The sequence below is a fragment of the Stenotrophomonas sp. ISL-67 genome, assembly GCF_018612915.1.
In the GTDB taxonomy this organism is placed as follows: Bacteria; Pseudomonadota; Gammaproteobacteria; order Xanthomonadales; family Xanthomonadaceae; genus Stenotrophomonas.
The window spans coordinates 1-22,405 of the sequence record NZ_JAGGRL010000002.1 but is presented as its reverse complement, the minus strand read 5'-3'; the positions used below and the strand labels follow the sequence as shown (position 1 = coordinate 22,405).

Genomic DNA, 22,405 nt, shown 5'->3' with positions numbered 1-22,405 from the left:
GAATCGATGTGCAAACGCCAAGATCGTAAGCGCCGACGTTGTAAGGGCAATAAAGAGAGCTGGTTTGAGAGGCACTGAGTTGTGGCCCTGCATGTCGCCGGAATAGGTTGGAAAGGTAGGGCAGACGCGCCTCAGCAGGTCTCTGACTGAGTTGGGGCGCGTGCCAGCCAAGTGATCACGGTCGCTACAGAGGTGGCGACCATCGGCTCCGATGCATAGGAAAGCTGAAGAAGTGCTCCGGCGACATCCCATGCATGCTGGACATCTTCCATCCGGTCGGGCAGTTCCCGACTGGGACCTTGCCAGAGCAGGTGCCCTAAAAGTTTTGAGGCGATTCTCAGTTGGGGGGGCGGCATGAACGCTCCTTGACGTAGTGGGGTGAACCACTATCCAAGCAGGAATTGTCACTTCGGCAACAGCTCAGACGTGAGGTGCCTCACATAAATGAATGCGCGATGGCAAATACTTGTCCAAGTAGGCCCAGCGCAAAGCGCAACTCGAGCAAAGGCTATCGTCCTAGAGTCGAACACCAAGCGCGTCGAGCGTTGGGGTCGTCATGGTGCCGGTGACCTGCAGGCCATAGCGCCTTTGGAACGTGCGCAGCGCGGTCTGCGTCTTCTGGGACATGACGCCATCGATGGCGCCGGGGTCAAGGCCCTTGGAGTAGAGGGCGGCTTGGACGCGCATGATCAGCATCCGGAGCTCATCCGCATCCGGGCGTGGGGGCTGCGCCGTCGGGGTTGGCCAAAAGTTGTTGTTGAAGGGCGAGGCGTCAGGGGAGGAAGCGTCGTCCGCCCCCAGTGAAGTCTGAGAATCGATGACAGGCTCGGCCGAAAGGCGCTGACCCCCCAAGTCGCTTAGATCGCGCTCTGAGGCTCGATAAGTCTTTGTGGTGGGCGCAGAGGTGGTCGGTGCGCTGAGAGATTGCCGCTGCGTGGGTATGATCGGTGCACGGATAGGAGCAGGCGCCGGCGCGGTTCTGCGAACGGGGGCTGGAGGTATGTAGGTGGCCGGCGGAGAGTAAGAGCGGTAGGAGCTGCCAGATCCGGATGAATGAGAGCGGTGCGAGCTGTGGGAGCGATGCGAACTATGGCTCCGATGCCCGGCATAGAGGTTGTGCCGACCCGAGTTCAGCGACGAACTCAGGACGGTGGCGTATTTGCTGTCCATCTCCGACAGTGCCGACAGGTCTTGGGGTTTTTGGTTCGGCTCCGCCCCGAGTGCCCCCAGGGTCGCGCCGACAATCATCAATGCGCTGGACATGCTTCACTTTCCTTGACGGGGGCGACTGCCCGGCTGGTCCAAGCCGGCGTCACCCAAGAGAAGAAGCCGCCGCACTTGGCCTTTACTGAACAGCTGGCGCAGGCGGGCAAATAGTCGTTCTTCCAAGTCGAGATGCTCTGAGCGGCATAGGGCCACAAGGAGCGGTCGATGGTGCAGAGCGGGAGGTTGTAGAGCGACACTCCGATACCGCTCGAGTCGAACACGCTGACAGCTGCGGCGAGCTGGGCGCCGAAGTCGGCTGGGTCCGCCCACACGTCCGCGTGATGCGCCTTGGCGAACCCGATTGGCTCGATGCCCATCAAAGCCGCGTGCTCTACAAAGGGCAGGTTGCGCTGAATGTATCGAGCTATCTCCGGCAGCCGCTCGAAGGTAGGCCGGACCAGCACAACCCTGATCTCAATGCGCTGCTTTGCCGCTTCCAGGGCATAAAGCCCCCGCAGGGTCTGAGCGAACGCCCCCTCGCTTTGGACCACGTAGTCGTGGAGCCCGTAGTGGTCGCCGTAGAGAGGAATGCCCCAGCTGAGGTTGGGATGGATCCCTTCAAAGCGACTGTGCAGGGTCGAACCGTCCAACAGACGTCCATTAGACAAGATATGGACGTGGGTGTCGGGCAGCGCAGACGCGCAGCGTTTCACAACATCCACGAGCCCTTCTCCGAGCAGGGTCGGTTCCCCTCCGCTTATCGCAAGGGACGGTTCGTCTGCATCGATCAGGTCAATTAGGTCCAAAAGCTGGCTAACCCGCCAATCGTCCTGGACCTGCCTGGGCGGCTGCGAACACATAACGCAATAGCTGTTGCATCGTTCGGTCGCAAAGAGCACGTTCCCATTGTCCCCGCGCCGATACCGGCTGGCGACGCGCTGTCGGAGAGGATCCAGTTCGATGACGTCCCCTGACTTGGCCAGCCTCTGGTCTCCAAGGATCTCGACGTAGGGCCGTTCACGGTCACGCGGCGCATCCGGCGACTGCACGATCCCGCCCCAAGGCAGATCCAACATCTCTCTGCCAATCAACCCGGCGGGCGCCCCCCGCAGGTCCAGCGCCATACGCTCGTAGGGCAGCACGGCCGATGGGAAATCACCGAGCCCGACTACTTTCAGAAGCCGCGGGCCGAGCGAGTTCGAGATGAGGGCTTTGCTCTCAAGCGGCAACATGAAGCGCCTCCTTAACTGGCTCTTGGCGCATGGCCCATCGCTGCATCAGCCGCTGGTCCTCTGCTGACCCCTTCTCAAAGCGCTCCAATAGGAAATCAAACAGCCCCATGTTCCTCTGGCAGAAGTCGCTGGTGGGGCGGTGCCCGACGGTATCCCTCTGCCTGGCGTAATGCTCCACGGGATCGGCCCCGCACATGGGCACATACGCGCAGTCCGAGCAGGTGGGTAGCGCCTCAGCGACCCCAGCGTAGAGGACGGAGGCCATGGCTGGGGACTCCAGCCAAGCGCTGACCGGCTGGCTCACATCGCCGAGGCACCAAGTCGGGTCGCCCATCGCAGCCAGCATCCTCGCCTCATCAGAGGGATATACCCTTCCATCGTAGTCGTAGATGACCGCCCCCAGCCCCGCACCGGACGGCGAGCGCAGATCCACGTAGCCATGGCCAAACGACGTGAACAGTTGGGACAGGAGCAGCGCGGCGTAGGACTCGTCCATTGCATAGCCGGAGTGGTTGACCGCCACCAAGTGCTCAAACGCCCTCTTGTAGAACGTTAGGTAATCCAAGGTTGTATACCCGGTTCGGCTCGCTGTCTTCGTAGCGAAGCCATAAGGGCTCAACGGACGGAGCGAGATGGAGTGGAGGCCGAGCTGGCGGTATTCGTCGATGATCTCTTCCGGGACGGCCAGGCTCAGCTTGGTCAAGGTGGTCAGTGCGGACACCGCATCGTCGCCCAGGCGGCGTCGCCCTCGCTCAATGCCTTCAATGGTCCGCCGATAGCTGTCGCGACCAGGACGAGGACGGTTTGCGTTGTGGAGCCACTCGGGACCGTCCACGGACGTGGACAGTTTGAAGCGGTGCTCGGCCAAGAAGTCGAGCTGTGCCTCGGTCAGGTCGTGGAGGGTGGAAGCCAAGACGAATCGGAGGGCCCGGCCTTCTTGCTGGTTCCTCGCGACGATAAGGCGCGTGATACGCATGACCTGCTCAAAGTTCAGCAGGGGTTCGCCGCCCTGGAACTCAATCGTGAGCTCAGGGCTGGGCCAATCGAAGAGTCTTTCCACCGCCAGTTCTGCTGGGGAGTCGGCCAGGTCAAACGCTTGAGCATTTACGCCTTGCCTCGAGACTTGGCAGTAGCTGCAGGTGTGATGGCATCGCAGGGAGACCACGAATATATGGAGCGCCGGACCGCCCGTCAGATACGACTTGCGGCTTCGGTACTGGCTCAGCAAAGGGGCCAGCGAGCTTTTGCTGACGTCGACGACGGCGAGGTGGCGGGCTTGTAGGTCGGCCAGATAGGGCGAGTCATCGGGCAGTTCATGCGAAACGAAGGCTTTGAACGCGGCAGCGGGCACCGTCAGCCAGTCCCCGGCCATCGAGGATACGAACACTCGGTCGCCATCCCAGGGTAGGCGGCGGAAGCGCATTGGCAAGAGCTGGTAGCCGGCGGTCGCTCTGAAGGCGTCCCTTGGGCGGAACTTCATGCCCCAGACCCGGCACCAGGCATCGCCTGAGACAGCGCGGCATGCACCAACTGTTCGTGCAGGCCCTTGGTTTCGGCACGGATAAGGGATCGCAGCTTCTCGTCGGCCAGGTCAGTAAAGAATCGGTCCCGGGCATCCACCGGCACCGCCATGCCTGGCAGTGCGCTGACCAACACCGCGTGTGCATTGGGACGGCGGCCCACTTCGATATGGCAGGCGCCGGAAAGCCGGTGGGCCGCCCGGATCACCTCTTCAAAGGTGTAAACAGCGCTGTCGACGACAAATTCTGAGCTATCCATTGCCCATCCCCTGTTGGATAGGAGGACTTTGCTCTTCGATGGAGCCTCTGGCAAGCCTCGAGACGCCTGCCCTCAACACCCCGTGCGGAGCCAGGGGCTTGATACACCTGTCCTCCAAGCCGGCCATCAAACGCGCTAAGATCCGCCAACGGGCCCTGGCAGGTAGGTATCACCTCAGGGACCGTTTTGGATCTCCTTTTTCTAGGGATAAGCTAGGAAAATCAGTTAGTTGGCGCGGGCTAATTCGATTCCCTTCACCCGCTCCATGTCTGGCGTCTTCCAGCAACGGGTTGACGGTGCAGGGTTTCCTTCCGGCGTATATGCCCATTTCTTCGTCCCCAGTGGCCTGCAGCCCTCCGTAGGCTTGCGTCACCTTGTGCGTCCGCGGCATCACCCTCCTGGCGATGGCCCTGGATGGCCTTAAAGAAAAACTAAACTGGATGGGTCATAGTTCCGGCGACCGGTGAAAAGGGCGTGTGGAAGGATGAGGGCGGACAGGCGATGAAACTGCTTCTCGTCGAAGATGACCTGATGCTGGGCGAGACCATCCGCGGCGGCGCGCGGCAGGGTGGCTGGCATGTGGACCTCGTGGGCGATGCTGCGGGCGCTCGCGCCGCGCTGGAGGATCATGTCTACGCGGCGGTCATGCTCGATATCGGGCTTCCCGGTGACTCCGGGCTGGCCGTTCTACGCGGCATGCGCGCACGAGCTGATTCCACACCCGTGCTGATCTTGACCGCCCGTGGCCAGCTGAGTGAGCGGATCGCTGGACTCGATGCGGGGGCCGACGACTACCTGGTCAAACCGTTCCCGTTTGATGAGCTGTGGGCCCGCCTCCGCTCGGTCATCCGCCGCAGCCAAGGGCGGGTGGTGCCTGTGTTCACGTATGGGGACGTGCAGATCGATCGCAGCCGCCGGGTAGTGACGAAAGCAGGCGTCGATGTCGTGCTCAGTGCGCAGGAATTTCGAACATTGGTTGCACTGGTCGAGCGCCCCGGGCACGTGGTCACACGCGACCGGTTGCATGACATTGTGTATGGCACCACCAGTAGCGTGGAAAGCAATACCATCGCCGTCTTCATCCATCAGTTGCGGCGCAAGCTGGGTGACGATCTGATCCGGACAGTCCATGGGCTGGGCTACGTCGTGGGTCAGCCTACGGCATGAAATCCAGGTCCCTGAACACGCAGTTCGTGCTGGTGATAATCGGGGTCACCGCGCTGTTCTGGATGATCGCCGTGACGGTTGTGTTGACCAAGTTGTCGCTCAACCGCACCAGCACCTGGGACGAGCGGCTGGCGGCAATCGCAACGCAGCTGCTGGTGACGATTCCCGCTGACGGCCACTTCGATTCGCGCACCGAGCCTTCGTTGACGTTGCCGCCTCGACTCGACCGCATCCGCGGTCCGCTTGCGTTCCAGGTCTGGGTGGATCGAAGCCGGTTGCTGGCCAGTACACCCAGCGCGCCGCGAACCGCGTTGCGACCAGACTTCGTTGACGGTCCATTGTCGACCCACGTCGAGAGCAGGAATTGGCGCGTCTACTCGGCTTCTGACAGCACTGGGCGGGTGACCGTCCAGGTAGGCAACCTGCAGAGCGTGGTGGATGCAGATATGCGCCACAAGGCAATGGGCGAGGTCGTGCAGGCAACCCTGTTACTGGTGGTTGTGGGCATTACGATGTGGATAGTCACCCTCAGTGCTCTCAAACCCGTGCGTGCGCTCGGAGAGGCAATGCATCGCCGACCGCATTTCGACTTCACGCCACTGCCGCTGGACGGACTGCCCAAGGAACTGAGCCCCCTGGTTGAATCGTTCAACCATGTGCTGCAGCAGCTTGACGAAGCCATCGAGGGAGAACGGCGCTTTATCGGCGATGCCGCCCACGAACTTCGTACACCCTTGTCAACCCTGCAGGGGCAGGCCGAAATCGCACTGCGGGAGGATGACCCGAAAGAGAAAGATGAGGCCCTGAGGAAGCTGCTGACTGTTGCCCAGCACAGCACCAGGTTGTCCGAACAGCTGCTGGACCTGGCCCGCATCAACGCAGGTGCCAAGGCGCCAAGGCGCGCGCCGGCGGACCTCAGTCAACTGGTGCAGCATGTCGCGCAGGAGTTTGAGGTGCATGCGAGCCAGAACGAGCGTTCGCTTTTCCTGAACCTGGCGTCATGCACCATCATGTGCGATATCGACGAGATCGGCATCCTGCTGCGCAACCTTCTGCACAATGCCATGCGCTATACCGCCGAAGGGGGGCATGTTCTGATCCGCTGTGGCAACGTGACCCCGGCGCAGGTGGGTGATCCGCCGATGGTCTTCCTGGAGGTCGCCGATAATGGACCTGGTGTTCCCGCCGCGGACCGCGATGCGATTTTCGAGCGGTTCCATCGTGTCGCCAACACACCCGTGCGTGGCATCGGCATCGGCTTGTCGTTGGTAGCCGGCATCGTCGCATCGCATCGAGCGGTTATTCAGACAGGCACCGGCTTGGAAGGCCGTGGGCTGTTGGTGCGGGTAACGTTTCCCGCGCGGTTAACGCAATCCTAAAGCGCCTAACGAGCGCTTAAATCTGTCCGGTCACCATCTGGGCTGGCGAACCCATCGTGTTCGTCATGTTCGACGTTCTTTACAGGAACGCGTCAGCCCCCAGAGAGGAATACCGGAATGAAGCAGAGGCCGCCCGCAAATGCGCCGCGTACGGCGTGCGCGAAGGCTCCCAAGCCTACAGTGATTGCATGTACCTGCAGCAGAAGCGTCGAGACGGCAGATGGGGCCGAAACGGCTGGTAATCGAGGTTCAACATGAACCTTGCTTCCTTGATGCTCGCGATCATCCTGCTGTTCGCCTGTACGGCCGTTGCCTATGTCTACCGTTTCCGCGGCGTTGTGCGCTACACGCGCTTCACCCAATACCTGCGCAAGAGCTGGCCGGTATTCGCGCCGTTCAACTGCCTGTTGTACATGGCTACCCACCGCAGCGCACGCCATGCCGTCATGGAGGCGGACTACCTGGAAGGTGTGTCCGCGTTGCGTCGCAACTGGCGGCGCATCCGGGGCGAAGCCCTTGCGTTGCATGAATCCGGTGCGTTCGAGGCCGCTTCGGCGCCTGGATCGGTCGGATTCCACGACCTGGGATTCCGTACCTTCCACAAACGAGGATGGAGGAAGTTTTACCTGAAGTGGTACGGGGAGCCGCATGGGTCGGCAGTGCGGCTTTGCCCGGACACCGTGAAGTTGCTGAGCCGCGTTCCGGGCATCCGCGCTGCAATGTTTTCAGTGCTTCCGGCCGGTGCGGAACTGACATTGCACTCGGACCCATTGGCGTGCTCGTTGCGCTACCACATGGGGTTGCAAACGCCGGAGTCGGATGAATGCTACATCTGCGTGGATGGACAGCGGGTGTCCTGGCGCAATGGGGGCGATTTCGTGTTCGACGAAACCTATCCGCATTTCGCGCGGAACGATTCCGATGCGCCCCGGCTGATCCTGATGTGCGACGTGGAGCGGCCGATGAACCTGTTCGGGCGTTCGTTCAACCGGCTGTACTCGTTGCTGGCAAGGGCGATGGCGGTGCCGAACACGGACGAAGATCCCCAAGGGGTGGTTACCTGGTTGTTCGCACGCGTGGCACCGCTCCGCACTTTGGGGGGACACCTGAAGCAAGCGAACCGGCCGGTCTATACGGTGCTGAAGGTGCTGCTGAACACCGCGTTGATGGCGCTCTTTCTGCTGCCGACCTATCTGGTTGTGGCGTTCTTCGCCAGCGTCATCGAATAGCGGACGAGATGGCGTGCATGAACGCCAGCCATCCGTCGCGTCCGCCGGGTCCAGGAATTAAACAATTCCTAAAAAGGCTAAAGAGCGCCTAACCAGCGCGGCCCAGGATTCGTACCTGTCCGCACACCCGGATGCGGACCTGCACCTCATGCATCGATCCGGTAGCGCATCAACCAGGCGGTCCCTCGGATGCATCTCCCCCCCTGCTTCAAGGAAAGGAAACAACCATGCAGCAACCCTCTGAATCCCCTGCGCTGCGAGCCCCGTTGGGGCGCGCGCTGATGGCGGCCATCGTTCTGTCAGGATCGTGCGCGTTCACCACTTATGCCAAGGATGCGCGCGCGGCGGAAACCACCCGCTCGAACTGGGGCATCGGGGCAGGGGTCATCGCCCTTGAAAAGCCTTATCGCGACTTCGACACTGAAACTCTCGCCATGCCGGTCATCAGCTATGAGAACAGGTGGATCAGCGCATCTGTTCCTACGTTCGATGTGAAACTCTACAGCGGGGCGGCGCTATCTCTCCGGCTGCGTGCGCGTTATGCAGGCGATGGCTACGAGGCCGATGACTCGCCGATCCTGTCGGGCATGGATGAGCGCAAGGCCAGTCTGTGGGCCGGTGGTGCGATCGTGTGGAAGACGCATTTTGCCAATGTTACCGGCGAGTATCTGGCCGATGCGATGTCAGAGAGCAAGGGCGCCCGGGCGCGGATCCAAGTGGATCGACGCTTTGCAGCTGGAAGGTTTGGCGTTACGCCGCGCGTCGCCGTGGAGCGTGTTGATGCGAAGTACATCAACTACTACTACGGGGTTCGCCTCTCCGAGGTCACCGCAACACGCCAATTTTATGAGGGCGAAGCGGCCACCAACGTACATGCGGGAGTGCGGGTGGACTACACGCCTGCGCCGCATCACCTGGTGTTCCTCGATCTGGGGGCCATCCGCTTCGGCAGCCCAGTCGAGGCCAGCCCATTGGTCGACAAGCCGAACCAGACATCCCTGGGGCTCGGCTATGTCTACCGATTCTGAGCCATGAACAACACTTCCAGCGACGCGGCGCAGACCAGCCCGCCAACAAGGGATACTCCGATGAGAGCTGTTCAATCCGTGGTGATTGCTGCCATCGTGCTGATGGTCAGCGCCTGCAGCGGTCACGCCATCAAGTCGCAGCCGAAGACCTCCTCCCTTCCGGCACAGTCGGCTTACACAGTGCCCGCGGCGTCTTCGGCAACGGCCGTTCCATCCGAGCAGCAGCACATGCCCGCGGTGCCGGATGACGTCGGCGGCGCTCCCATGCAGCCGGCCGATACGGCGGCGCAGGCCGAGCAGGATGCGCAGGATTTGTATGGAACACCTGTCATTCGCGATCCCTGGGAACGCTTCAACCGCAGGATGCATGGTTTCAACAGCGTGCTCGACCGGGCGGTGCTTCATCCCGTGGCCGTTGGCTACGACAGGGTGTTGCCGGATCCGGTGCAGTCGGGGGTGTCTCGCTTTTTCGGCAATCTCCGCCTGCCGGCCACCGCCATCAACCAGGCGCTGCAGGGCCGACCAGGCCATGCTGGCCGGTCATTGGGACGGTTCCTGGTGAACAGCACGGTAGGCATTGCTGGCGTGTTCGATCCGGCAACGCGGCTGGGGATGACCCGACCTGAGGGTGAGGATTTCGGGCAGACGCTCGCCTCTTGGGGGTGGCGTGATTCGCGTTACCTGGTGATGCCGCTGCTCGGCCCCCGAACGGTGCGCGACACGATTGCCATTGTTGGCGATGAGCCGATGTCTCCGCTTGGCTATGTTGACAATGCGGGCGTGGTGGACAAGCTGATGGCGTTGCAGATGGTGGAGGGGCGCGCGCGCTTGCTGCCGATGGACCCCATTCGCGAGGATGCACTCGATGACTACGTCTTCGTGCGTGATGCCTGGGCGCAGCGGCGACAGCGCCAGATCAATCAGGATCTGCGGGCGAGGAGGGCGGTCAGGTCGCTGTCGAGGAAGCAGAGCGCTGGGGCGCCCTTCGGGCCGTGACATCTATCCCCCCGCTGACACTTCGGTCTCATTCCCCTTGCGCGTTGTTAACCTGATTGTTGTGACCATGCGCTGTCGGCGCTTTGCGCCCCTCGTGGAGCACTCGCATGCATGGTTCCAACAAGTCTGTCCTCCTGCAGGCCAACGAGGCCATCGTTGCGGGGGACAATGAAGGGTTCCTTTCCCACTGCACCGACGACATCCGCTGGACGACGGTGGGCGAGGGCACGCTGGAAGGTAAAGAAGCGGTTCGCCAATGGATGAAGAGCGCCTACGCCACGCCACCGCGCTTCACGGTTGACCGCCTGGTGGCCGAGGACGACATGGTTGTCGCGCTGGGCACCATCACGGCCGATGGCGACGGCGGTCAGCCGACCGAGCTGATCTACAGCGACGTGTGGCGGTTCCGGGACAGGAAGATGGTCGAGCTCAACGCCTTTGTGATCCAGCCAATTCGCTGACCTTTATCACGGAGCGCGGTCGGCCTGGCGGACGTGTTCCCAGCCGCACAGCGTGTCAGCCGTCGACAGGTCAAGTCTGTTGTGGATGATCGTGGGTGGACAGCCATCCGCCAGCTCGATGAAAGTGCGCTCGCTGCAGATGTTGCTGGACAGCACGGCGATGCAGGTTGAGCCCGGCTGCTTGCTCGATCGATACAGTATTCCTTCATATCCCGCCCATTTGAGAAGCAGGCCGAAGCGCTGGCTGGGCGATGGAAGGCCGAACTGTGCGGGCCAGGCTCTCCAGTTCACCTCCTGAAGATTCGCTTGGAGCTTTCCGGGCGTTCGTATGAGCAGATCCGCAGGCCTTCCCATCTTCAGCGATCTTGCCAGAGGCCTGTCGCCTCCATCCTGTCCGATGCCATCTGGTAGCACTCGCGGAAAGCGGTCTCATGCGAGTCGCCGATGTACAACGCCGGGAACACGGCTGCGGCGCCTGACTCATCACAGTCATTGCCAATGCTGAATCGTCCACCGATCGACCTGACACTGCCGGCAGCGGAGAGCGGTTCGTTCGCATAGCGGTACTGCACCATGCGCACCCAGTTCTTGAAGTCCAAGGGTGGTGCCGGCTTGGCGTTCAATGCCTCGATCAGCTGATCTTTGCGCCGTGCGCGTTCCGGTTCCAGGCCGTGGTAAAGCTCATCATGAAGCGCATCCAATTCCCGGGAGCGTTTCTTCCACACCTCGAGATCAGACTCGGAAACCTGTCGAGGACGTGGATGCTGGCCGGGAAGTCATTGGGTACACCACGAATGGGAACCGGCTGCTGGTGCCTGCGTGGCATGCGCTACCTTACCTTGTCCTCTTGAATGGCGGTGACAATGAATCGGCGCAGCCGGTCATGCCTTCCCAGTCGCACCATGTCCCTGGGGGCAACATCGCCCAGCAATGGGTTTTTGCTGCGGAACCACAGCGCAGTCTTGGCGGCATCGCCCTGGAAAATGTCCGCCACCATGTTCGCGATTGCCCCGATTTCCTCCAGGCGCTCCTTGACCGCCCTGGGGGCGTTCTCATCCCAGCGGACGGATGCGCTCGATACGGACGCAATCTTGGACACCGCGTTTCGATCCAGTTGCATGAATTCGGCGACCTTCTTTGGTTCGAAGTGGTCGCCTTTGCCGAAATGCAGGGAATCCCCTTGGGGAACACTGAGGAAGAGAGGGGCTGTCTGCATGGGTCGGGGGAGGATGCGGGGTGGGGCGAGTATTGCACAGCGAGGCGCTGGGCGCACCATCTTTAAACCATAATGAAACCACATGCTGAACAATAAAAAAAGCGGTATAAACAATGGAGTAGGGTAGTTTTATGGAAGGTTCGGCTTATTGATCCTGACATCCTGCGTACTGACGTATTGGGCCGCGTCCCGCATCCGCAGGCACCAGCGGCGCGCTATGCTTCGCGTCCTATCCCATCCCCCATCCAAGCCGCCATGAAACTGGCCATCCTTTCCCGCAACAGCAAGCTGTACTCCACGCGGCGGCTGGTGGACGCGGCGCGCTCGCGCGGGCATACCGTGCGCGTACTCGACCCATTGCGCTGCTACATGCGCATTGCGGCCAACGGTTTCACTCTGCACTACAAGGGCCGGCCGATCACCGGGGTGGATGCGGTGATTCCGCGCATCGGTGCCTCGGTGACCCGCTACGGCACCGCCGTGCTGCGCCAGTTCGAGATGATGGGGGCGGTTACCCCCAACCCCTCCGATGCCATCCTGCGCGCCCGCGACAAATTGCGGGCACACCAGATACTTGCCTCCAAGGGCATCGACATGCCGGTCACGGTGTTCGGCGACAACCCCGATGACACCGTTGACCTGCTGTCCATGCTCGGCCCGCCGCCGCACGTGGTGAAGCTCAACGAGGGCACCCAGGGGCGTGGGGTGATCCTGACCGAAAAGGCCAGCGCCTCGCGTGGCATCGTCGAGGCCCTGCGCGGGCTGTACGCCAACTTCCTGATGCAGGAATTCATCGGCGAGGCCCAAGGCGCCGACCTGCGCTGTCTGGTGGTGGGCGACCATGTCGTGGCCGCCATGCAGCGGCAGGCGCCGGACGGCGATTTCCGCTCAAACCTGCACGCCGGCGGCAGCGCCCGTGCGACCAAGGCCACCCGCGCCGAGCAGCAGGTGGCGGTGCGCTCGGCCCGTGCGCTGGGGCTGGGGGTGGCCGGGGTGGACCTGATCCGCTCCAGCCGCGGCCCGCTGGTGCTGGAGGTCAACTCTACCCCCGGGCTGGAAGGGATCGAGGGGATCAGCCAGGACGACCTGGCCGGGCGCATCATCGAGCACGTGGCTGCGCAGGTCGCCGCTGCAAAAAAGTCTGCAAAATCAAAGGCATGAATTTTTGTTCGGGCGGGTGGGCCGGTTTTAACACCGGTTTAATCGCCCCCGGCGTAGGCTTCAACGAACCGCAGCTCTGCCCTCCTCAGCAGATAACGGTAATCGGGAATGACTTCAGGCCCAGGCGGGATTCGTCTGGGCCTTTTTCGTCCAAGCGTCTTTCCATTGCGGGTGGTCCCTTGTCGTGGCTCACCCAGACTCGTACAGTTGGAGTTCGTTCATGGAAGGATGGAAATGTGTATGCGTCGAGTTACCTTGATTGCCCTTGCTCTGATGATGGTGGGTGCGGCCGAAGCCAAGCCTAAGGAGCAACCTGTCACGATGGCGGGCGATGCCCCCGTTGCCGTACAGATCCAGAAGGTCGAAGCCGCGCTCAACAGCGAGTCCTACAGCGAAATTTCGCTGGAAGATAAAAGCCGCGTGCAGCAGGCCCTTGGCCGGATCAAGCTGAAGATGGAAGGCCATACGCTCTCCAGCGAACTCAGTCCGCAGGACCGTACGGCCGTGTTCAACGACCAGGAGCTGGTCAACACCGTGTTGGGCCAGGCCAGGGAGGACAGTCGTATGGTCTGTCGCCGCGAAAGGAGCACCGGCAGCAACATGGCGCAGAATGTCTGCATGACGGTGGCCCAGCGCCGCAAGGCCGAAGCCAACGGGCGTGCACTGTTGAACGACCACCAGCGCTTCAACAGTTTCGCCCCTCCCGGAGGCTGACGTTGACGCCGCCAAGGCGCGCGTCGGTGTCTACTGTTAAGAATCCAGCCTGTATCGTTCAGCAGGCGGCGCGGGAAGGCAGATGCTGCGATCGTGGATCGTATCGGTGCCGTTCCGGCTCTCCCTCATGAAACAGAGGTCACAGTGCGAATTCTTGTAATTGAAGACAACAGCGACATCGCCGCCAACCTGGGCGACTACCTCGAAGACCGCGGCCACACCGTGGACTTCGCCGCCGACGGCGTGACCGGCCTACACCTGGCCGTGGTGCACGAGTTCGACGCGATCGTGCTGGATCTCAATCTGCCGGGCATGGATGGCATCGAGGTCTGCCGCAAGCTTCGCAATGAAGCGCGCAAGCAGACCCCAGTGCTCATGCTGACCGCACGGGATTCGCTGGACAACAAGCTGGCCGGCTTCGATTCCGGTGCCGACGACTACCTGATCAAGCCGTTCGCGCTGCAGGAAGTCGAAGTGCGTCTGAATGCCCTGTCGCGCCGCGGCAAGGGCGTGCAGACGCGGGTACTGGAAACCGGCGACCTGGAATACAACCTCGATACCCTCGAGGTTCGCCGCCAGGGCAAGCTGCTGCAGCTCAACCCCACCGCCCTGAAGATCCTGCAGGCGCTGATGGAAGCGGCGCCCGCCGTGGTCACCCGGCAGGAGCTGGAAACCCGTGTATGGGGCGAAGAGCTGCCCGACTCGGATTCGCTGCGCGTGCACATCCACGGCCTGCGTGCCGTGGTGGACAAGCCGTTCGAGGTACCGTTGATCCAGACCCGCCATGGCATCGGATACCGCATCGCCGCCCCGGAAGCCTGATCCGGTGGCGGGCAGGGGGGAGCGCCGCCGGGGCCCGTACCGGCGCCGGCTGCGCAGCCGCATCATCGTCTCGTTCGTGTTGTTGGGCTTCTGCCTGACCACGCTGTTTGCGTTCGCCACGAACTGGGCGCGCGCGCGCGTGGAGAACCAACTCGTCGAAGATGTGATGAACCGCAATATCGACGAATACGCACACCGTTACTTCGAAGATCCCAAGAAAAACCCTGATCTGCCCGTGCAGCAGATGCGGGCGCGCATCGTGGGGCCGGACAAGTTCGATGCGCTTCGCCAAGAGGAGCCGGACTGGTACGAGTTCAGCGATGGCATCCACAGCCTCGGGGGTGTGGACGAACGCGGCAATCGGTTCTCCTACAAACTTGCCGTGCGCAAAACCCCGGATGCCTGGTTCTTCCTCGCCTACGACATGACCGAAAGCCTGCGCGGCGAAGGGCAGTTGAACCGCGCACTGTTCGTCTCGGTGCTGGTGTTCAGCGCGCTGTCGCTGGTGCTGGGCTGGTGGTCGGCCTCCAAGGTGATGAAGCCGGTCTCCGACCTGGCCGCGCGCCTGCGTGCCTACCGGGGCGGTACCAGCGACCCCACGCCCCTGGCACCCCGTTTCCCCGACGACGAGGTCGGGCAGCTGGCCCAAGCGCTGGACGACTATTCGGCACGGCTCACCGAAGTGGTACAGCGCGACCGCGAATTCAACGCCGACGTCAGCCACGAACTGCGCACCCCGCTGGCCGTCATCCGTGGCGCCACCGAGCTGCTGCTGACCCGGCCGGACCTGGACCCGAAAGTGCTGCAGCGCCTGCAACGCATCCAGCGCGCCGAACAGCAGTGCACCGACCTCATCGGCTCGCTGCTGCTGCTCTCGCGCAACGAACGCGGGCAGGGCAGCAGCAACGTCGCCCGGGTGGCCGAGCAGCTGCTCGATTCGCACCGCGCCCAGCTGGGCGGCAAGCCGCTGGAGCTGGTGCTGGAAGGCGACCGCGAACTGGTTATCGACGCCCCGGAATCGGCGTTGTCGGTGGCATTGGGTAACCTGATCGGCAACGCCGTGAAGTATTCGCAGGAAGGCTCGGTACGGGTGCTGGTCACCGGCAACCGGGTCGAAGTGATCGACAGCGGCCCGGGCCTGAGCGCCGAAGATGCCGCCAAGCTGTTCCAGCGGGGTTACCGGGGCACCCATGCCGGCCACTCGCAGGGCGGCGGCATTGGGTTGTCGATCGTAAGCCGCCTGTGCGATCTGTATGGCTGGCAGGTCAACGTGCGCCCGGGCGTGGACAGGGGTGTGATCGCCACGCTGACCTTCGCCCCGGCATAACCCCGGGCGCACCGGCCCCGTAGCGACACGCCATGCGTGTCCTCGAGATCCCCAACGAAGGCCGCGCAAACGAACGACCGGACACCCCCTGGGACACGCATGGCGTGTCGCTACGCGGCTGCCAGCTTCCGGTACGCCTGATCCAGCCGCTCCACCTCGGCCTGCAGGTGATCTGGGTGCCCATCATTGACCACCACGTCATCGGCCAGCGCCAAGCGTTCCTCACGGCTGGCCTGCGCAGCAATCATCCGGTCGGCCAAATCGGCCGTGGTGCCGTCACGCTGCATCAGCCGCGCGTGCTGCACGGCCACCGGCGCATCCACCACCAGAATCCGGTTCAACCACGGATAGTGCTGGCGGCCGCCGGCCTCGGTCAGCAGCGGAATCGCCGCAATGGCATAGGGGCTTTGCGCCTGCTCGCAGGTCTGCCGCAGCAGCTCCCGAATGGCAGGGTGGGTAATGGCTTCCAGCGCCTGCCGCTCCTGCGCGGAGCTGAAGATGCGCTCGCGCAGTGTGGCGCGGTCAAGCTGGCCATCGGCCAGCAGGATCCCAGAACCAAAGTGCGCCACGATCCTGGCCAGGCCATCGCTGTCGGGGGCCACCACGGCGCGGGCGGCCACGTCGGCATCGGCGATGGTGATGCCCAGCGCCTCGAAGCGCCGGGTTACCTCGCTCTTTCCGGCGGCCACGCCGCCGGTCAATCCAATCACGAACTGGCTCATCGCTGCCCTCAGCGCAGGCCGGATACCCGCAGATACGCATTGATCAACGGTTCGCCCCACATGAACACGATCCAGCCGGCAACGGCCAGGTAGGGCCCAAACGGGATCGGGGTGGCACGGTCGCGGCCCCGCGAGTACAGCCAGATCGAACCGATGATCGCCCCAAGCACCGACGACAGCAGGATGATCGGCAGGATGCCCTTCAACCCACACCAGGCGCCCAGCGCGGCCAGCAGCTTGAAATCGCCGTGGCCAATACCTTCCTTGCCGGTGATCTGCTTGAACAGCCACCACACCGACCACAGCAACAGGTAGCCGGCAATGGCGCCCAGCAGGGCGGGCTTGGCCGGCATGTACAGGTTGTCGATGCTGCCTATCAGGCCCAGCCACATCAACGGCAGGGTGAGCTGGTCGGGTAATAGCTGGGTGCGCAGGTCAATGCCGGACAAGGCCACCAGGAAACAGCTCAGCACGATGGCGCCAAAGCCCTGCCAGCCGAAGCCGAACTGCCACACGCTCGCCACCACCAGTACGCCAGTCAACAACTCCACCAGCGGGTACTGGATGGAGATCGGCGCCTGGCAGTGGCGGCACTTGCCGCCTTGGATCAACCAGCTGAACAGCGGGATGTTCTCGTACCAGGACAGCTTGTGCTTGCAGTGCGGGCAGTGCGACGGCTCGACCACGATCCCGGGCGGTGGCGGTTCGTAGAGGTCGGGCAGCTCCAACACCTCCCGGGCGTCGCGCTTCCATTGCCATTCAAGCCGCTTGGGCAGGCGCAGGATGACAACGTTGAGGAAGCTGCCGATCAACAGCCCCAGTGCGGCTGCGGCGGGATAGCCGAGGCCGGGATGCTGGTCGAGAAATGCCATGGTGTCCTTAGCCGACGACGGCGCCGAGTTTGAAGATGGGCAGGTACATGCCGATCACCATGCCGCCGACAATGGTACCAATGAACACCATGATCATCGGTTCCAGCAGGCTGCTCAGGGCGTCCACGGCATTGTTGACCTCCTGCTCATAGTACTCGGCCACTTTGAACAGCATGGCGTCGAGCGCACCGGCCTCTTCGCCGATGGCCGTCATCTGGATGACCATGTGCGGGAACAGGTTGATCTGCTTCATGGCCATGTTGACCGGGTAGCCGACCGACACGTCGTCGCGCATGCGCAGCACGCCTTCCTCGTACACTTTGTTGCCGGTGGCACCGGCAACGATGCCCAGGGCCTCCACCAGCGGTACACCGGCTTTGAAGGTCACGGCGGTGGTGCGGGCGAAGCGGGCGATGGCGCTGTTGTTCATGATCTCGCCGATGACCGGCACCTTGAGGATCAGGCGGTCAAGTGTGTGCTGCATCTTGGGAGACCGCTTGTAGGCGAACAAGAGCCCGAAGATTGACCCAACGAGGATGGCGGCCATCAGCCACCAGTAAGACACCATGAACCTTGAGAGATTCACGATCATCTGCGTGAATGCCGGCAACTCAGCGCCAAACCCTGCAAACACCTCTTCGAACTGCGGCACCACGAAGATCAGCAGAATTGCACTGACGATGATCGCGACCGCAACCACCATGGCAGGGTAGAACATGGCCTTCTTGATCTTGCCCTTGAGGGCTTCCAGGTTTTCCTTGTATGTGGCGATCGTGTCCAGCACGGTTTCCAGCACACCAGCACCTTCGCCCGCGCGGACCAGGTTGCGATACAACTCATCGAATTGCACTGGGTGACGGCTGATCGCTTCGTATAGCGATGAACCGCCCTCAATGTCGCTCCGGATGCCGTCAACCAACTTCTTCATGCGCGGGTTCTTGTGCCCGCTCCCGATAATCTCCAAGGCGCTCACAATGGGAACGCCGGACTTCATCATGGTTGCCATCTGGCGGCTGAAGAACGAGATGTCCTTCGAGCCGACGGCCTTGCCGGCCGCACCGAACAGCGGCTTGGGCTTGGGCTTGACCATGCCGGGCATGATGCCCTGGCGGCGCAACTCGGCACGCAACATGTTGGCGTTTTTCGCAGGCTGCTCGCCCTTCATCTTGACACCCCGCTTGTCGGTCCCCTCCCAGACAAACGGTTGCAGCTCCATGGTGCTACGCGCCACGGGCTCTTTCTTGATCGCACTACGGCTGACAGACATGTAAGGCTCCCCGGCCGCGCCATCCCCAGGCGGGCTTCTCCGCCGAATGGTAGCCGGTTCCGGGCCGGAGTGGCATCCCTCTTGCACGGCAATCCGTGACCCGGGTCAAGGACCGATGCCGTCAGAAGGTGACGCAACGCGTCACAATGCCGGTCATGTCGCAATTTGCCGTGCGGGGGGTTCCAATCCTGAAGTTTGCTGCCATCATTGCGCCGGGGAAATGCTGGGGAGCATTGCTGGACCACTTGGCACGCAACCTGCTATCAACCACCCGCACGGGCGTTTGCCTTGCTCAGCCGGTCCGCCGGCCAGGCTTCGTCCCGGTGTTCGTTTATTACCTACCTCTAGGGGATGTACACATGAAGAAGCAGCAGGGCTTTACCCTTATCGAACTGATGATCGTTGTCGCGATCATCGCCATCCTGGCCGCCATCGCACTGCCGGCTTACCAGGACTACACCACCCGCGCCAAGGTGTCGGAAGTGATCGTGATGGCTGCGCCGGCCAAGCTGGCCGTGTCGGAGACCTCTTCTTCGCTGGGTGATCTGGCCGACGTGACCGCCGCGAACTCGGGTTACACCTTCCCGGGTGCCACCAAGTACGTGTCGGGCATCACCGTGGCTGACGAAGGTATCATCACCGCAACTTCGGCGGTCCCGGGTGCTGATGGCGATATCACCCTGACCCCCACCGATGCGGGCAATGGTCAGCTGACCTGGGTGTGCTCGACCGACATCGACCACAAGTTCGTCCCGACCGAGTGCCGTAACTGATTCATCGGTTCGATGCTTGCAGCAAATACCCCGCCGATGCGGGGTATTTGTTTTTTGGCCCTTCGAAAGCAGCTTTGAATCGGGACGCAGGCAAGCTGTCCGGGCTAAGCTTAGCTAGAAGCCAAGATCAACTTCGGGAAAGAGTGCGACATGAATACAGCCGTTACCGCGAACCTAGTCGGAATCACCGGTATCGCCCGTCGTCTCGTTCAAGATGGAGCTCTTGAAGAAGGCGCAGCTCGGGATGCAATGGTCAAGGCTGCGTCCGCCAAACAACCATTACCGCAGTGGTTCGCGGAGAAGAAGCTGGTAACTGCGGCTCAACTTGCCGCCGCCAACGCACTTGAATTTGGCATGCCGCTGCTCGATGTGTCTGTTTTCGATAGTGGGCAAAGCGCCATCAGCCTGGTCAGCGAGGAACTGCTGCGCAAGCACCACGTGCTGCCGCTGTTCAAACGCGGCGGCAAGCTCTTCGTGGGAACTAGCGACCCGACCCATTCGCTGGACGAGATTAAGTTCCACACCAATCTGGTGGTTGAGCCGATTCTGGTCGATGAAGACCAGATCAAACGCACTCTGGAGCAGTGGCAGTCCAAGCATGACACGCTGGGCGGCTCGCTCGGTGGTGATGATGACGGCATGGGCGACCTGGACGTGTCGGTCGGCGACGAGGACGGAGGCACGACCGAATCGGGCGTCGATGCCAAGGGTGACGACACCCCGGTGGTGAAGTTCGTCAATAAGGTGTTGGTCGATGCGATCCGCAAGGGCGCATCGGACATCCACTTTGAGCCCTACGAAGACGACTACCGCGTGCGCTTCCGCATCGACGGCCTGCTCAAGAACGTGGCCAAGGCCCCGGTCAAGCTCAGCCAACGCATCGCCGCGCGCCTGAAGGTGATGTCGCAGTTGGATATCGCGGAAAAGCGCGTGCCGCAGGACGGGCGCATCAAGCTCAACCTGTCCAAAACCAAGCAGATCGACTTCCGCGTCAGCACTCTGCCAACCCTGTTCGGCGAAAAGGTCGTGCTGCGTATTCTGGATGGCAGTGCGGCCAAGCTGGGCATCGATAAGCTTGGCTACGAGGCCGAACAGCAACGTCTGTTCCTGGACGCCATCCATAAGCCGTACGGCATGGTGCTGGTCACCGGTCCCACGGGCTCGGGTAAGACGGTGTCGCTGTACACCGCGCTGGGCATCCTCAACGATGAAACACGCAACATTTCCACGGCGGAAGACCCGGTTGAAATCCGCCTGCCCGGCGTGAACCAGGTCCAGCAGAACGTCAAGCGGGGTATGACCTTCGCCGCAGCGCTGCGTTCGTTCCTGCGACAGGATCCGGACATCATCATGGTCGGCGAAATCCGCGACCTGGAAACCGCCGAAATCGCCATCAAGGCTGCGCAGACCGGTCACATGGTGTTGTCCACGCTGCATACCAATGACGGCCCGCAGACCATCGCCCGCCTGATGAACATGGGCATTGCCCCGTTCAACATCACCAGCTCGGTGACGTTGGTGATCGCGCAGCGGCTTGCGCGCCGCTTGTGCAGCAACTGCAAGCGGCCGGTGGATCTGCCGGTCAACGCGCTGCTGGCCGAAGGGTTTACCCAGGCCCAGCTGGATGCGGGCATCACCCTGTATGAGCCGGTGGGCTGCGATGAGTGCACGGAAGGCTACAAAGGACGAACTGGTATCTACCAGGTGATGCCGATGAGCGAAGAAATTTCGGTCATCGTGTTGGCCGGCGGCAACGCCATCCAGATTGCCGAGGCGGCGCAGCGTGCGGGGGTCAACGACCTGCGGCAGTCGGCGTTGGTGAAGGCGGCGGCGGGTACCACCAGCCTGGCGGAGATCAACCGGGTGACCAAGGATTGATTCAGCGGCCCCGGTCCTGGAACAATTGACTTACATGGGGCCCCGCATTGTGGGGCCTCTTGTTGTGAGGGAAGTTCCATATCGTTGCCCCGGCACATGGCATCATCCGCGAAGCGTCACTCGCACGTAACGGAATGCGGCGCCGGAACTTTACCGCCCTAAAAGGATTTAGTTATGCGATCTGCAGCGGCAGGCGCTGTGGTGGGGCAAGTTATTTAGCCCTGACTCTCGGGGCAGCACGCTCCGAAGCCTCATGGGGCGGTCAAGGTGGGTTTGACGCTTCTCTTTACGCCTATCCAAAGGGATTTTCAGTGTTTGATGGCGCGCCTCGAGTCATCGACTGCGGATGTGGGTTGTAGCCGATGGAGGAGCTCGTCCCCTACATGGTCTACAGCATGGCGATCAACGCACTCAGCCGAACATGCGCGATTGTGATCTCCAGGCGGAAGCCGGAAAAGACTGCGGCGGAAGAGCAATTTGCTGCTCTACCGGTCCTGCTCACGAGGGAACTCATGGTCATGCGAGATGCATTCCATGCCTGCCTTGCTGCGTTGAAGGAGTGGCGATCGCGAAAGTTGCTCGCTACTGTTGCACTCCTCCACGTGGGATCCTTAGCTGCCTTTGTTCTTTTGCTGCTGGCCACTGGGTTTGTTCCGCTGTTTAGTGCGCTCTTCAATGGTCGCTGAAAACTCCTCAGACCTCTATTCCGTGAAAGTATCATTCAGTGGCGTAACGTCTTGTCTGGCCAAGCTCGATGTTGGTGCGTTGGCCGGTGAACACAGGTTCGGCAATGTTCGGAGCTGACAGAACACACTCAAGAAGGTGATTGAAAAAACACTTTCGATTGGTTGCTACCTGCCCTCGGGGGTTTTTGATGCGGCCTACGGGGATCTCCCCAGCATGCCGCGAGGATACTGAGTTGCTTCATGATTTTGATGAGAAAGATGACGTCATCTTCTTGCTCTCAACCGACTGGTTCTCGTCCTGGATCGTCTCCTTGGGTCAATGGAGTGGCGGCCAGGCTTCAATAGAGAAGACGAAAAACGTCGCTAGGCGCGCCGCATCTGACATTCTTTCGGGAACTGCGGACTACTATCTCGTAGATCTGTCGCCGACCAGAAAGGCGGCGACCTTTGATCGGTTCATGAAGGAGTTGTGAATCGCCCAGGCTTTTGT

The 22,405-nt window shown here is 61.9% G+C and carries 24 protein-coding genes; 14 read left to right on the top strand and 10 right to left on the bottom strand.

Translation table 11 applies throughout. The features are described from left to right. Positions 1-516 precede the first annotated feature (516 nt). Genes hxsA through J7J08_RS03745 form a run of 4 tightly spaced genes read right to left on the bottom strand, consistent with a single transcriptional unit; the run spans position 517 to position 4,217 of the window. Positions 517-1,248, bottom strand: a complete 732-nt coding sequence (gene hxsA / locus J7J08_RS03760; RefSeq protein WP_285230661.1) for a His-Xaa-Ser repeat protein HxsA — start codon at positions 1,246-1,248, stop codon at positions 517-519. Next, positions 1,248-2,438: a His-Xaa-Ser system radical SAM maturase HxsC gene (gene hxsC, locus J7J08_RS03755; protein ID WP_214901659.1), complete on the bottom strand. Its 1,191-nt coding sequence runs from the start codon at positions 2,436-2,438 to the stop codon at positions 1,248-1,250. Before hxsC ends, hxsA begins: the two co-directional genes overlap by 1 nt. Then, positions 2,425-3,918: a His-Xaa-Ser system radical SAM maturase HxsB gene (gene hxsB / locus J7J08_RS03750; RefSeq protein ID WP_251006410.1), complete on the bottom strand. Its 1,494-nt coding sequence runs from the start codon at positions 3,916-3,918 to the stop codon at positions 2,425-2,427. Before hxsB ends, hxsC begins: the two co-directional genes overlap by 14 nt. Further along, positions 3,915-4,217, bottom strand: a complete 303-nt coding sequence (locus tag J7J08_RS03745; protein ID WP_214901657.1) for a hypothetical protein — start codon at positions 4,215-4,217, stop codon at positions 3,915-3,917. The genes hxsB and J7J08_RS03745 overlap by 4 nt, the downstream gene beginning before the upstream one ends. A 501-nt stretch (positions 4,218-4,718) precedes the next feature. Between J7J08_RS03745 and J7J08_RS03740 the strand changes: the two genes are divergently transcribed. The 6 genes from J7J08_RS03740 to J7J08_RS03715 all read left to right on the top strand — a co-directional run bounded on the left by J7J08_RS03740 (position 4,719) and on the right by J7J08_RS03715 (position 10,477). Then, positions 4,719-5,384: a response regulator transcription factor gene (locus J7J08_RS03740; RefSeq protein WP_214901655.1), complete on the top strand. Its 666-nt coding sequence runs from the start codon at positions 4,719-4,721 to the stop codon at positions 5,382-5,384. Next, positions 5,381-6,763 carry an ATP-binding protein gene (locus J7J08_RS03735; protein ID WP_214901653.1) on the top strand — a complete coding sequence of 461 codons (1,383 nt, stop codon included), beginning with the start codon at positions 5,381-5,383 and terminating at the stop codon, positions 6,761-6,763. The genes J7J08_RS03740 and J7J08_RS03735 overlap by 4 nt, the downstream gene beginning before the upstream one ends. Before the next feature lie 254 nt (positions 6,764-7,017). Continuing rightward, positions 7,018-7,992 carry an aspartyl/asparaginyl beta-hydroxylase domain-containing protein gene (locus J7J08_RS03730; protein ID WP_251006409.1) on the top strand — a complete coding sequence of 325 codons (975 nt, stop codon included), beginning with the start codon at positions 7,018-7,020 and terminating at the stop codon, positions 7,990-7,992. Between the two features lie 227 nt (positions 7,993-8,219). Then, positions 8,220-9,020, top strand: a complete 801-nt coding sequence (locus J7J08_RS03725; RefSeq protein ID WP_214901650.1) for a MipA/OmpV family protein — start codon at positions 8,220-8,222, stop codon at positions 9,018-9,020. Positions 9,021-9,023: 3 nt separating this feature from the next. Beyond that, complete coding sequence (locus J7J08_RS03720; RefSeq protein WP_214901648.1) at positions 9,024-10,016, top strand: VacJ family lipoprotein; 993 nt, start codon at positions 9,024-9,026, stop codon at positions 10,014-10,016. A gap of 107 nt (positions 10,017-10,123) precedes the next feature. Continuing rightward, positions 10,124-10,477 carry a nuclear transport factor 2 family protein gene (locus tag J7J08_RS03715; protein ID WP_214901646.1) on the top strand — a complete coding sequence of 118 codons (354 nt, stop codon included), beginning with the start codon at positions 10,124-10,126 and terminating at the stop codon, positions 10,475-10,477. 6 nt (positions 10,478-10,483) lie between these two features. On the opposite strand, the gene J7J08_RS03710 is transcribed toward J7J08_RS03715, so the two are convergent. From J7J08_RS03710 to J7J08_RS03700, 3 genes are all read right to left on the bottom strand, one after another. Then, positions 10,484-10,831, bottom strand: coding sequence for an RES family NAD+ phosphorylase (locus tag J7J08_RS03710; protein WP_343237696.1), 348 nt, complete (start codon positions 10,829-10,831; stop codon positions 10,484-10,486). Positions 10,832-10,833: 2 nt separating this feature from the next. Beyond that, on the bottom strand, positions 10,834-11,202 hold the full coding sequence (locus tag J7J08_RS03705; RefSeq protein ID WP_214901642.1) for a hypothetical protein: 369 nt from the start codon (positions 11,200-11,202) through the stop codon (positions 10,834-10,836). Between the two features lie 104 nt (positions 11,203-11,306). Then, positions 11,307-11,693, bottom strand: a complete 387-nt coding sequence (locus J7J08_RS03700; protein WP_214901640.1) for a hypothetical protein — start codon at positions 11,691-11,693, stop codon at positions 11,307-11,309. A 255-nt stretch (positions 11,694-11,948) separates the two neighbouring features. Here J7J08_RS03700 and rimK point away from each other — a divergent pair, with 255 nt between their 5' ends. The 4 genes from rimK to J7J08_RS03680 all read left to right on the top strand — a co-directional run bounded on the left by rimK (position 11,949) and on the right by J7J08_RS03680 (position 15,717). Then, positions 11,949-12,854, top strand: a complete 906-nt coding sequence (gene rimK, locus J7J08_RS03695) for a 30S ribosomal protein S6--L-glutamate ligase (protein ID WP_214901638.1) — start codon at positions 11,949-11,951, stop codon at positions 12,852-12,854. A gap of 240 nt (positions 12,855-13,094) precedes the next feature. After that, entirely contained in the window at positions 13,095-13,568 is a 474-nt protein-coding gene (locus J7J08_RS03690; protein WP_214901636.1) for a hypothetical protein, read from the top strand. A gap of 144 nt (positions 13,569-13,712) precedes the next feature. Further along, the gene (locus tag J7J08_RS03685; RefSeq protein ID WP_017356179.1) at positions 13,713-14,390 is read left to right on the top strand and encodes a response regulator transcription factor; all 678 of its coding nucleotides are present in this window, start codon (positions 13,713-13,715) and stop codon (positions 14,388-14,390) included. Beyond that, complete coding sequence (locus J7J08_RS03680) at positions 14,353-15,717, top strand: HAMP domain-containing sensor histidine kinase (protein WP_214901635.1); 1,365 nt, start codon at positions 14,353-14,355, stop codon at positions 15,715-15,717. Before J7J08_RS03685 ends, J7J08_RS03680 begins: the two co-directional genes overlap by 38 nt. 110 nt (positions 15,718-15,827) lie before the next feature. On the opposite strand, the gene coaE is transcribed toward J7J08_RS03680, so the two are convergent. Genes coaE through J7J08_RS03665 form a run of 3 tightly spaced genes read right to left on the bottom strand, consistent with a single transcriptional unit; the run spans position 15,828 to position 18,578 of the window. Continuing rightward, positions 15,828-16,439, bottom strand: coding sequence for a dephospho-CoA kinase (coaE, locus tag J7J08_RS03675; RefSeq protein WP_214901634.1), 612 nt, complete (start codon positions 16,437-16,439; stop codon positions 15,828-15,830). An 8-nt stretch (positions 16,440-16,447) separates the two neighbouring features. Then, on the bottom strand, positions 16,448-17,311 hold the full coding sequence (locus J7J08_RS03670) for an A24 family peptidase (protein WP_214901633.1): 864 nt from the start codon (positions 17,309-17,311) through the stop codon (positions 16,448-16,450). A gap of 7 nt (positions 17,312-17,318) precedes the next feature. Then, positions 17,319-18,578, bottom strand: coding sequence for a type II secretion system F family protein (locus J7J08_RS03665; RefSeq protein WP_214901632.1), 1,260 nt, complete (start codon positions 18,576-18,578; stop codon positions 17,319-17,321). Between the two features lie 359 nt (positions 18,579-18,937). On the opposite strand from J7J08_RS03665, the gene J7J08_RS03660 reads away from it, so the two are divergent. From J7J08_RS03660 to J7J08_RS03645, 4 genes are all read left to right on the top strand, one after another. Continuing rightward, complete coding sequence (locus J7J08_RS03660) at positions 18,938-19,351, top strand: pilin (protein ID WP_214901631.1); 414 nt, start codon at positions 18,938-18,940, stop codon at positions 19,349-19,351. A gap of 150 nt (positions 19,352-19,501) precedes the next feature. Beyond that, a complete protein-coding gene (gene pilB, locus J7J08_RS03655) occupies positions 19,502-21,229 on the top strand; it encodes a type IV-A pilus assembly ATPase PilB (protein ID WP_214901630.1) in 1,728 nt (575 codons plus the stop codon). A 362-nt stretch (positions 21,230-21,591) separates the two neighbouring features. Continuing rightward, positions 21,592-21,915 carry a hypothetical protein gene (locus J7J08_RS03650; RefSeq protein WP_214901628.1) on the top strand — a complete coding sequence of 108 codons (324 nt, stop codon included), beginning with the start codon at positions 21,592-21,594 and terminating at the stop codon, positions 21,913-21,915. A gap of 233 nt (positions 21,916-22,148) precedes the next feature. Continuing rightward, positions 22,149-22,388 carry a hypothetical protein gene (locus tag J7J08_RS03645; protein WP_214901626.1) on the top strand — a complete coding sequence of 80 codons (240 nt, stop codon included), beginning with the start codon at positions 22,149-22,151 and terminating at the stop codon, positions 22,386-22,388. The last annotated feature ends 17 nt before the right edge of the window (positions 22,389-22,405 follow it).

Coding starts and splice junctions, on each gene's coding strand:
- J7J08_RS03650 (WP_214901628.1), top strand. CDS start 21,592: ATGGAGGAGCTCGTCCCCTACATGGTCTACAGCATGGCGATCAACGCA.
- rimK (WP_214901638.1), top strand. CDS start 11,949: ATGAAACTGGCCATCCTTTCCCGCAACAGCAAGCTGTACTCCACGCGG.
- hxsB (WP_251006410.1), bottom strand. CDS start 3,918: ATGAAGTTCCGCCCAAGGGACGCCTTCAGAGCGACCGCCGGCTACCAG.
- pilB (WP_214901630.1), top strand. CDS start 19,502: ATGAATACAGCCGTTACCGCGAACCTAGTCGGAATCACCGGTATCGCC.
- J7J08_RS03700 (WP_214901640.1), bottom strand. CDS start 11,693: ATGCAGACAGCCCCTCTCTTCCTCAGTGTTCCCCAAGGGGATTCCCTG.
- J7J08_RS03740 (WP_214901655.1), top strand. CDS start 4,719: ATGAAACTGCTTCTCGTCGAAGATGACCTGATGCTGGGCGAGACCATC.
- J7J08_RS03725 (WP_214901650.1), top strand. CDS start 8,220: ATGCAGCAACCCTCTGAATCCCCTGCGCTGCGAGCCCCGTTGGGGCGC.
- J7J08_RS03710 (WP_343237696.1), bottom strand. CDS start 10,831: ATGGGAAGGCCTGCGGATCTGCTCATACGAACGCCCGGAAAGCTCCAA.
- J7J08_RS03730 (WP_251006409.1), top strand. CDS start 7,018: ATGAACCTTGCTTCCTTGATGCTCGCGATCATCCTGCTGTTCGCCTGT.
- J7J08_RS03680 (WP_214901635.1), top strand. CDS start 14,353: ATGGCATCGGATACCGCATCGCCGCCCCGGAAGCCTGATCCGGTGGCG.
- J7J08_RS03715 (WP_214901646.1), top strand. CDS start 10,124: ATGCATGGTTCCAACAAGTCTGTCCTCCTGCAGGCCAACGAGGCCATC.
- J7J08_RS03660 (WP_214901631.1), top strand. CDS start 18,938: ATGAAGAAGCAGCAGGGCTTTACCCTTATCGAACTGATGATCGTTGTC.
- J7J08_RS03670 (WP_214901633.1), bottom strand. CDS start 17,311: ATGGCATTTCTCGACCAGCATCCCGGCCTCGGCTATCCCGCCGCAGCC.
- coaE (WP_214901634.1), bottom strand. CDS start 16,439: ATGAGCCAGTTCGTGATTGGATTGACCGGCGGCGTGGCCGCCGGAAAG.
- J7J08_RS03745 (WP_214901657.1), bottom strand. CDS start 4,217: ATGGATAGCTCAGAATTTGTCGTCGACAGCGCTGTTTACACCTTTGAA.
- hxsC (WP_214901659.1), bottom strand. CDS start 2,438: ATGTTGCCGCTTGAGAGCAAAGCCCTCATCTCGAACTCGCTCGGCCCG.
- J7J08_RS03720 (WP_214901648.1), top strand. CDS start 9,024: ATGAACAACACTTCCAGCGACGCGGCGCAGACCAGCCCGCCAACAAGG.
- J7J08_RS03735 (WP_214901653.1), top strand. CDS start 5,381: ATGAAATCCAGGTCCCTGAACACGCAGTTCGTGCTGGTGATAATCGGG.
- hxsA (WP_285230661.1), bottom strand. CDS start 1,248: ATGATTGTCGGCGCGACCCTGGGGGCACTCGGGGCGGAGCCGAACCAA.
- J7J08_RS03690 (WP_214901636.1), top strand. CDS start 13,095: ATGCGTCGAGTTACCTTGATTGCCCTTGCTCTGATGATGGTGGGTGCG.
- J7J08_RS03665 (WP_214901632.1), bottom strand. CDS start 18,578: ATGTCTGTCAGCCGTAGTGCGATCAAGAAAGAGCCCGTGGCGCGTAGC.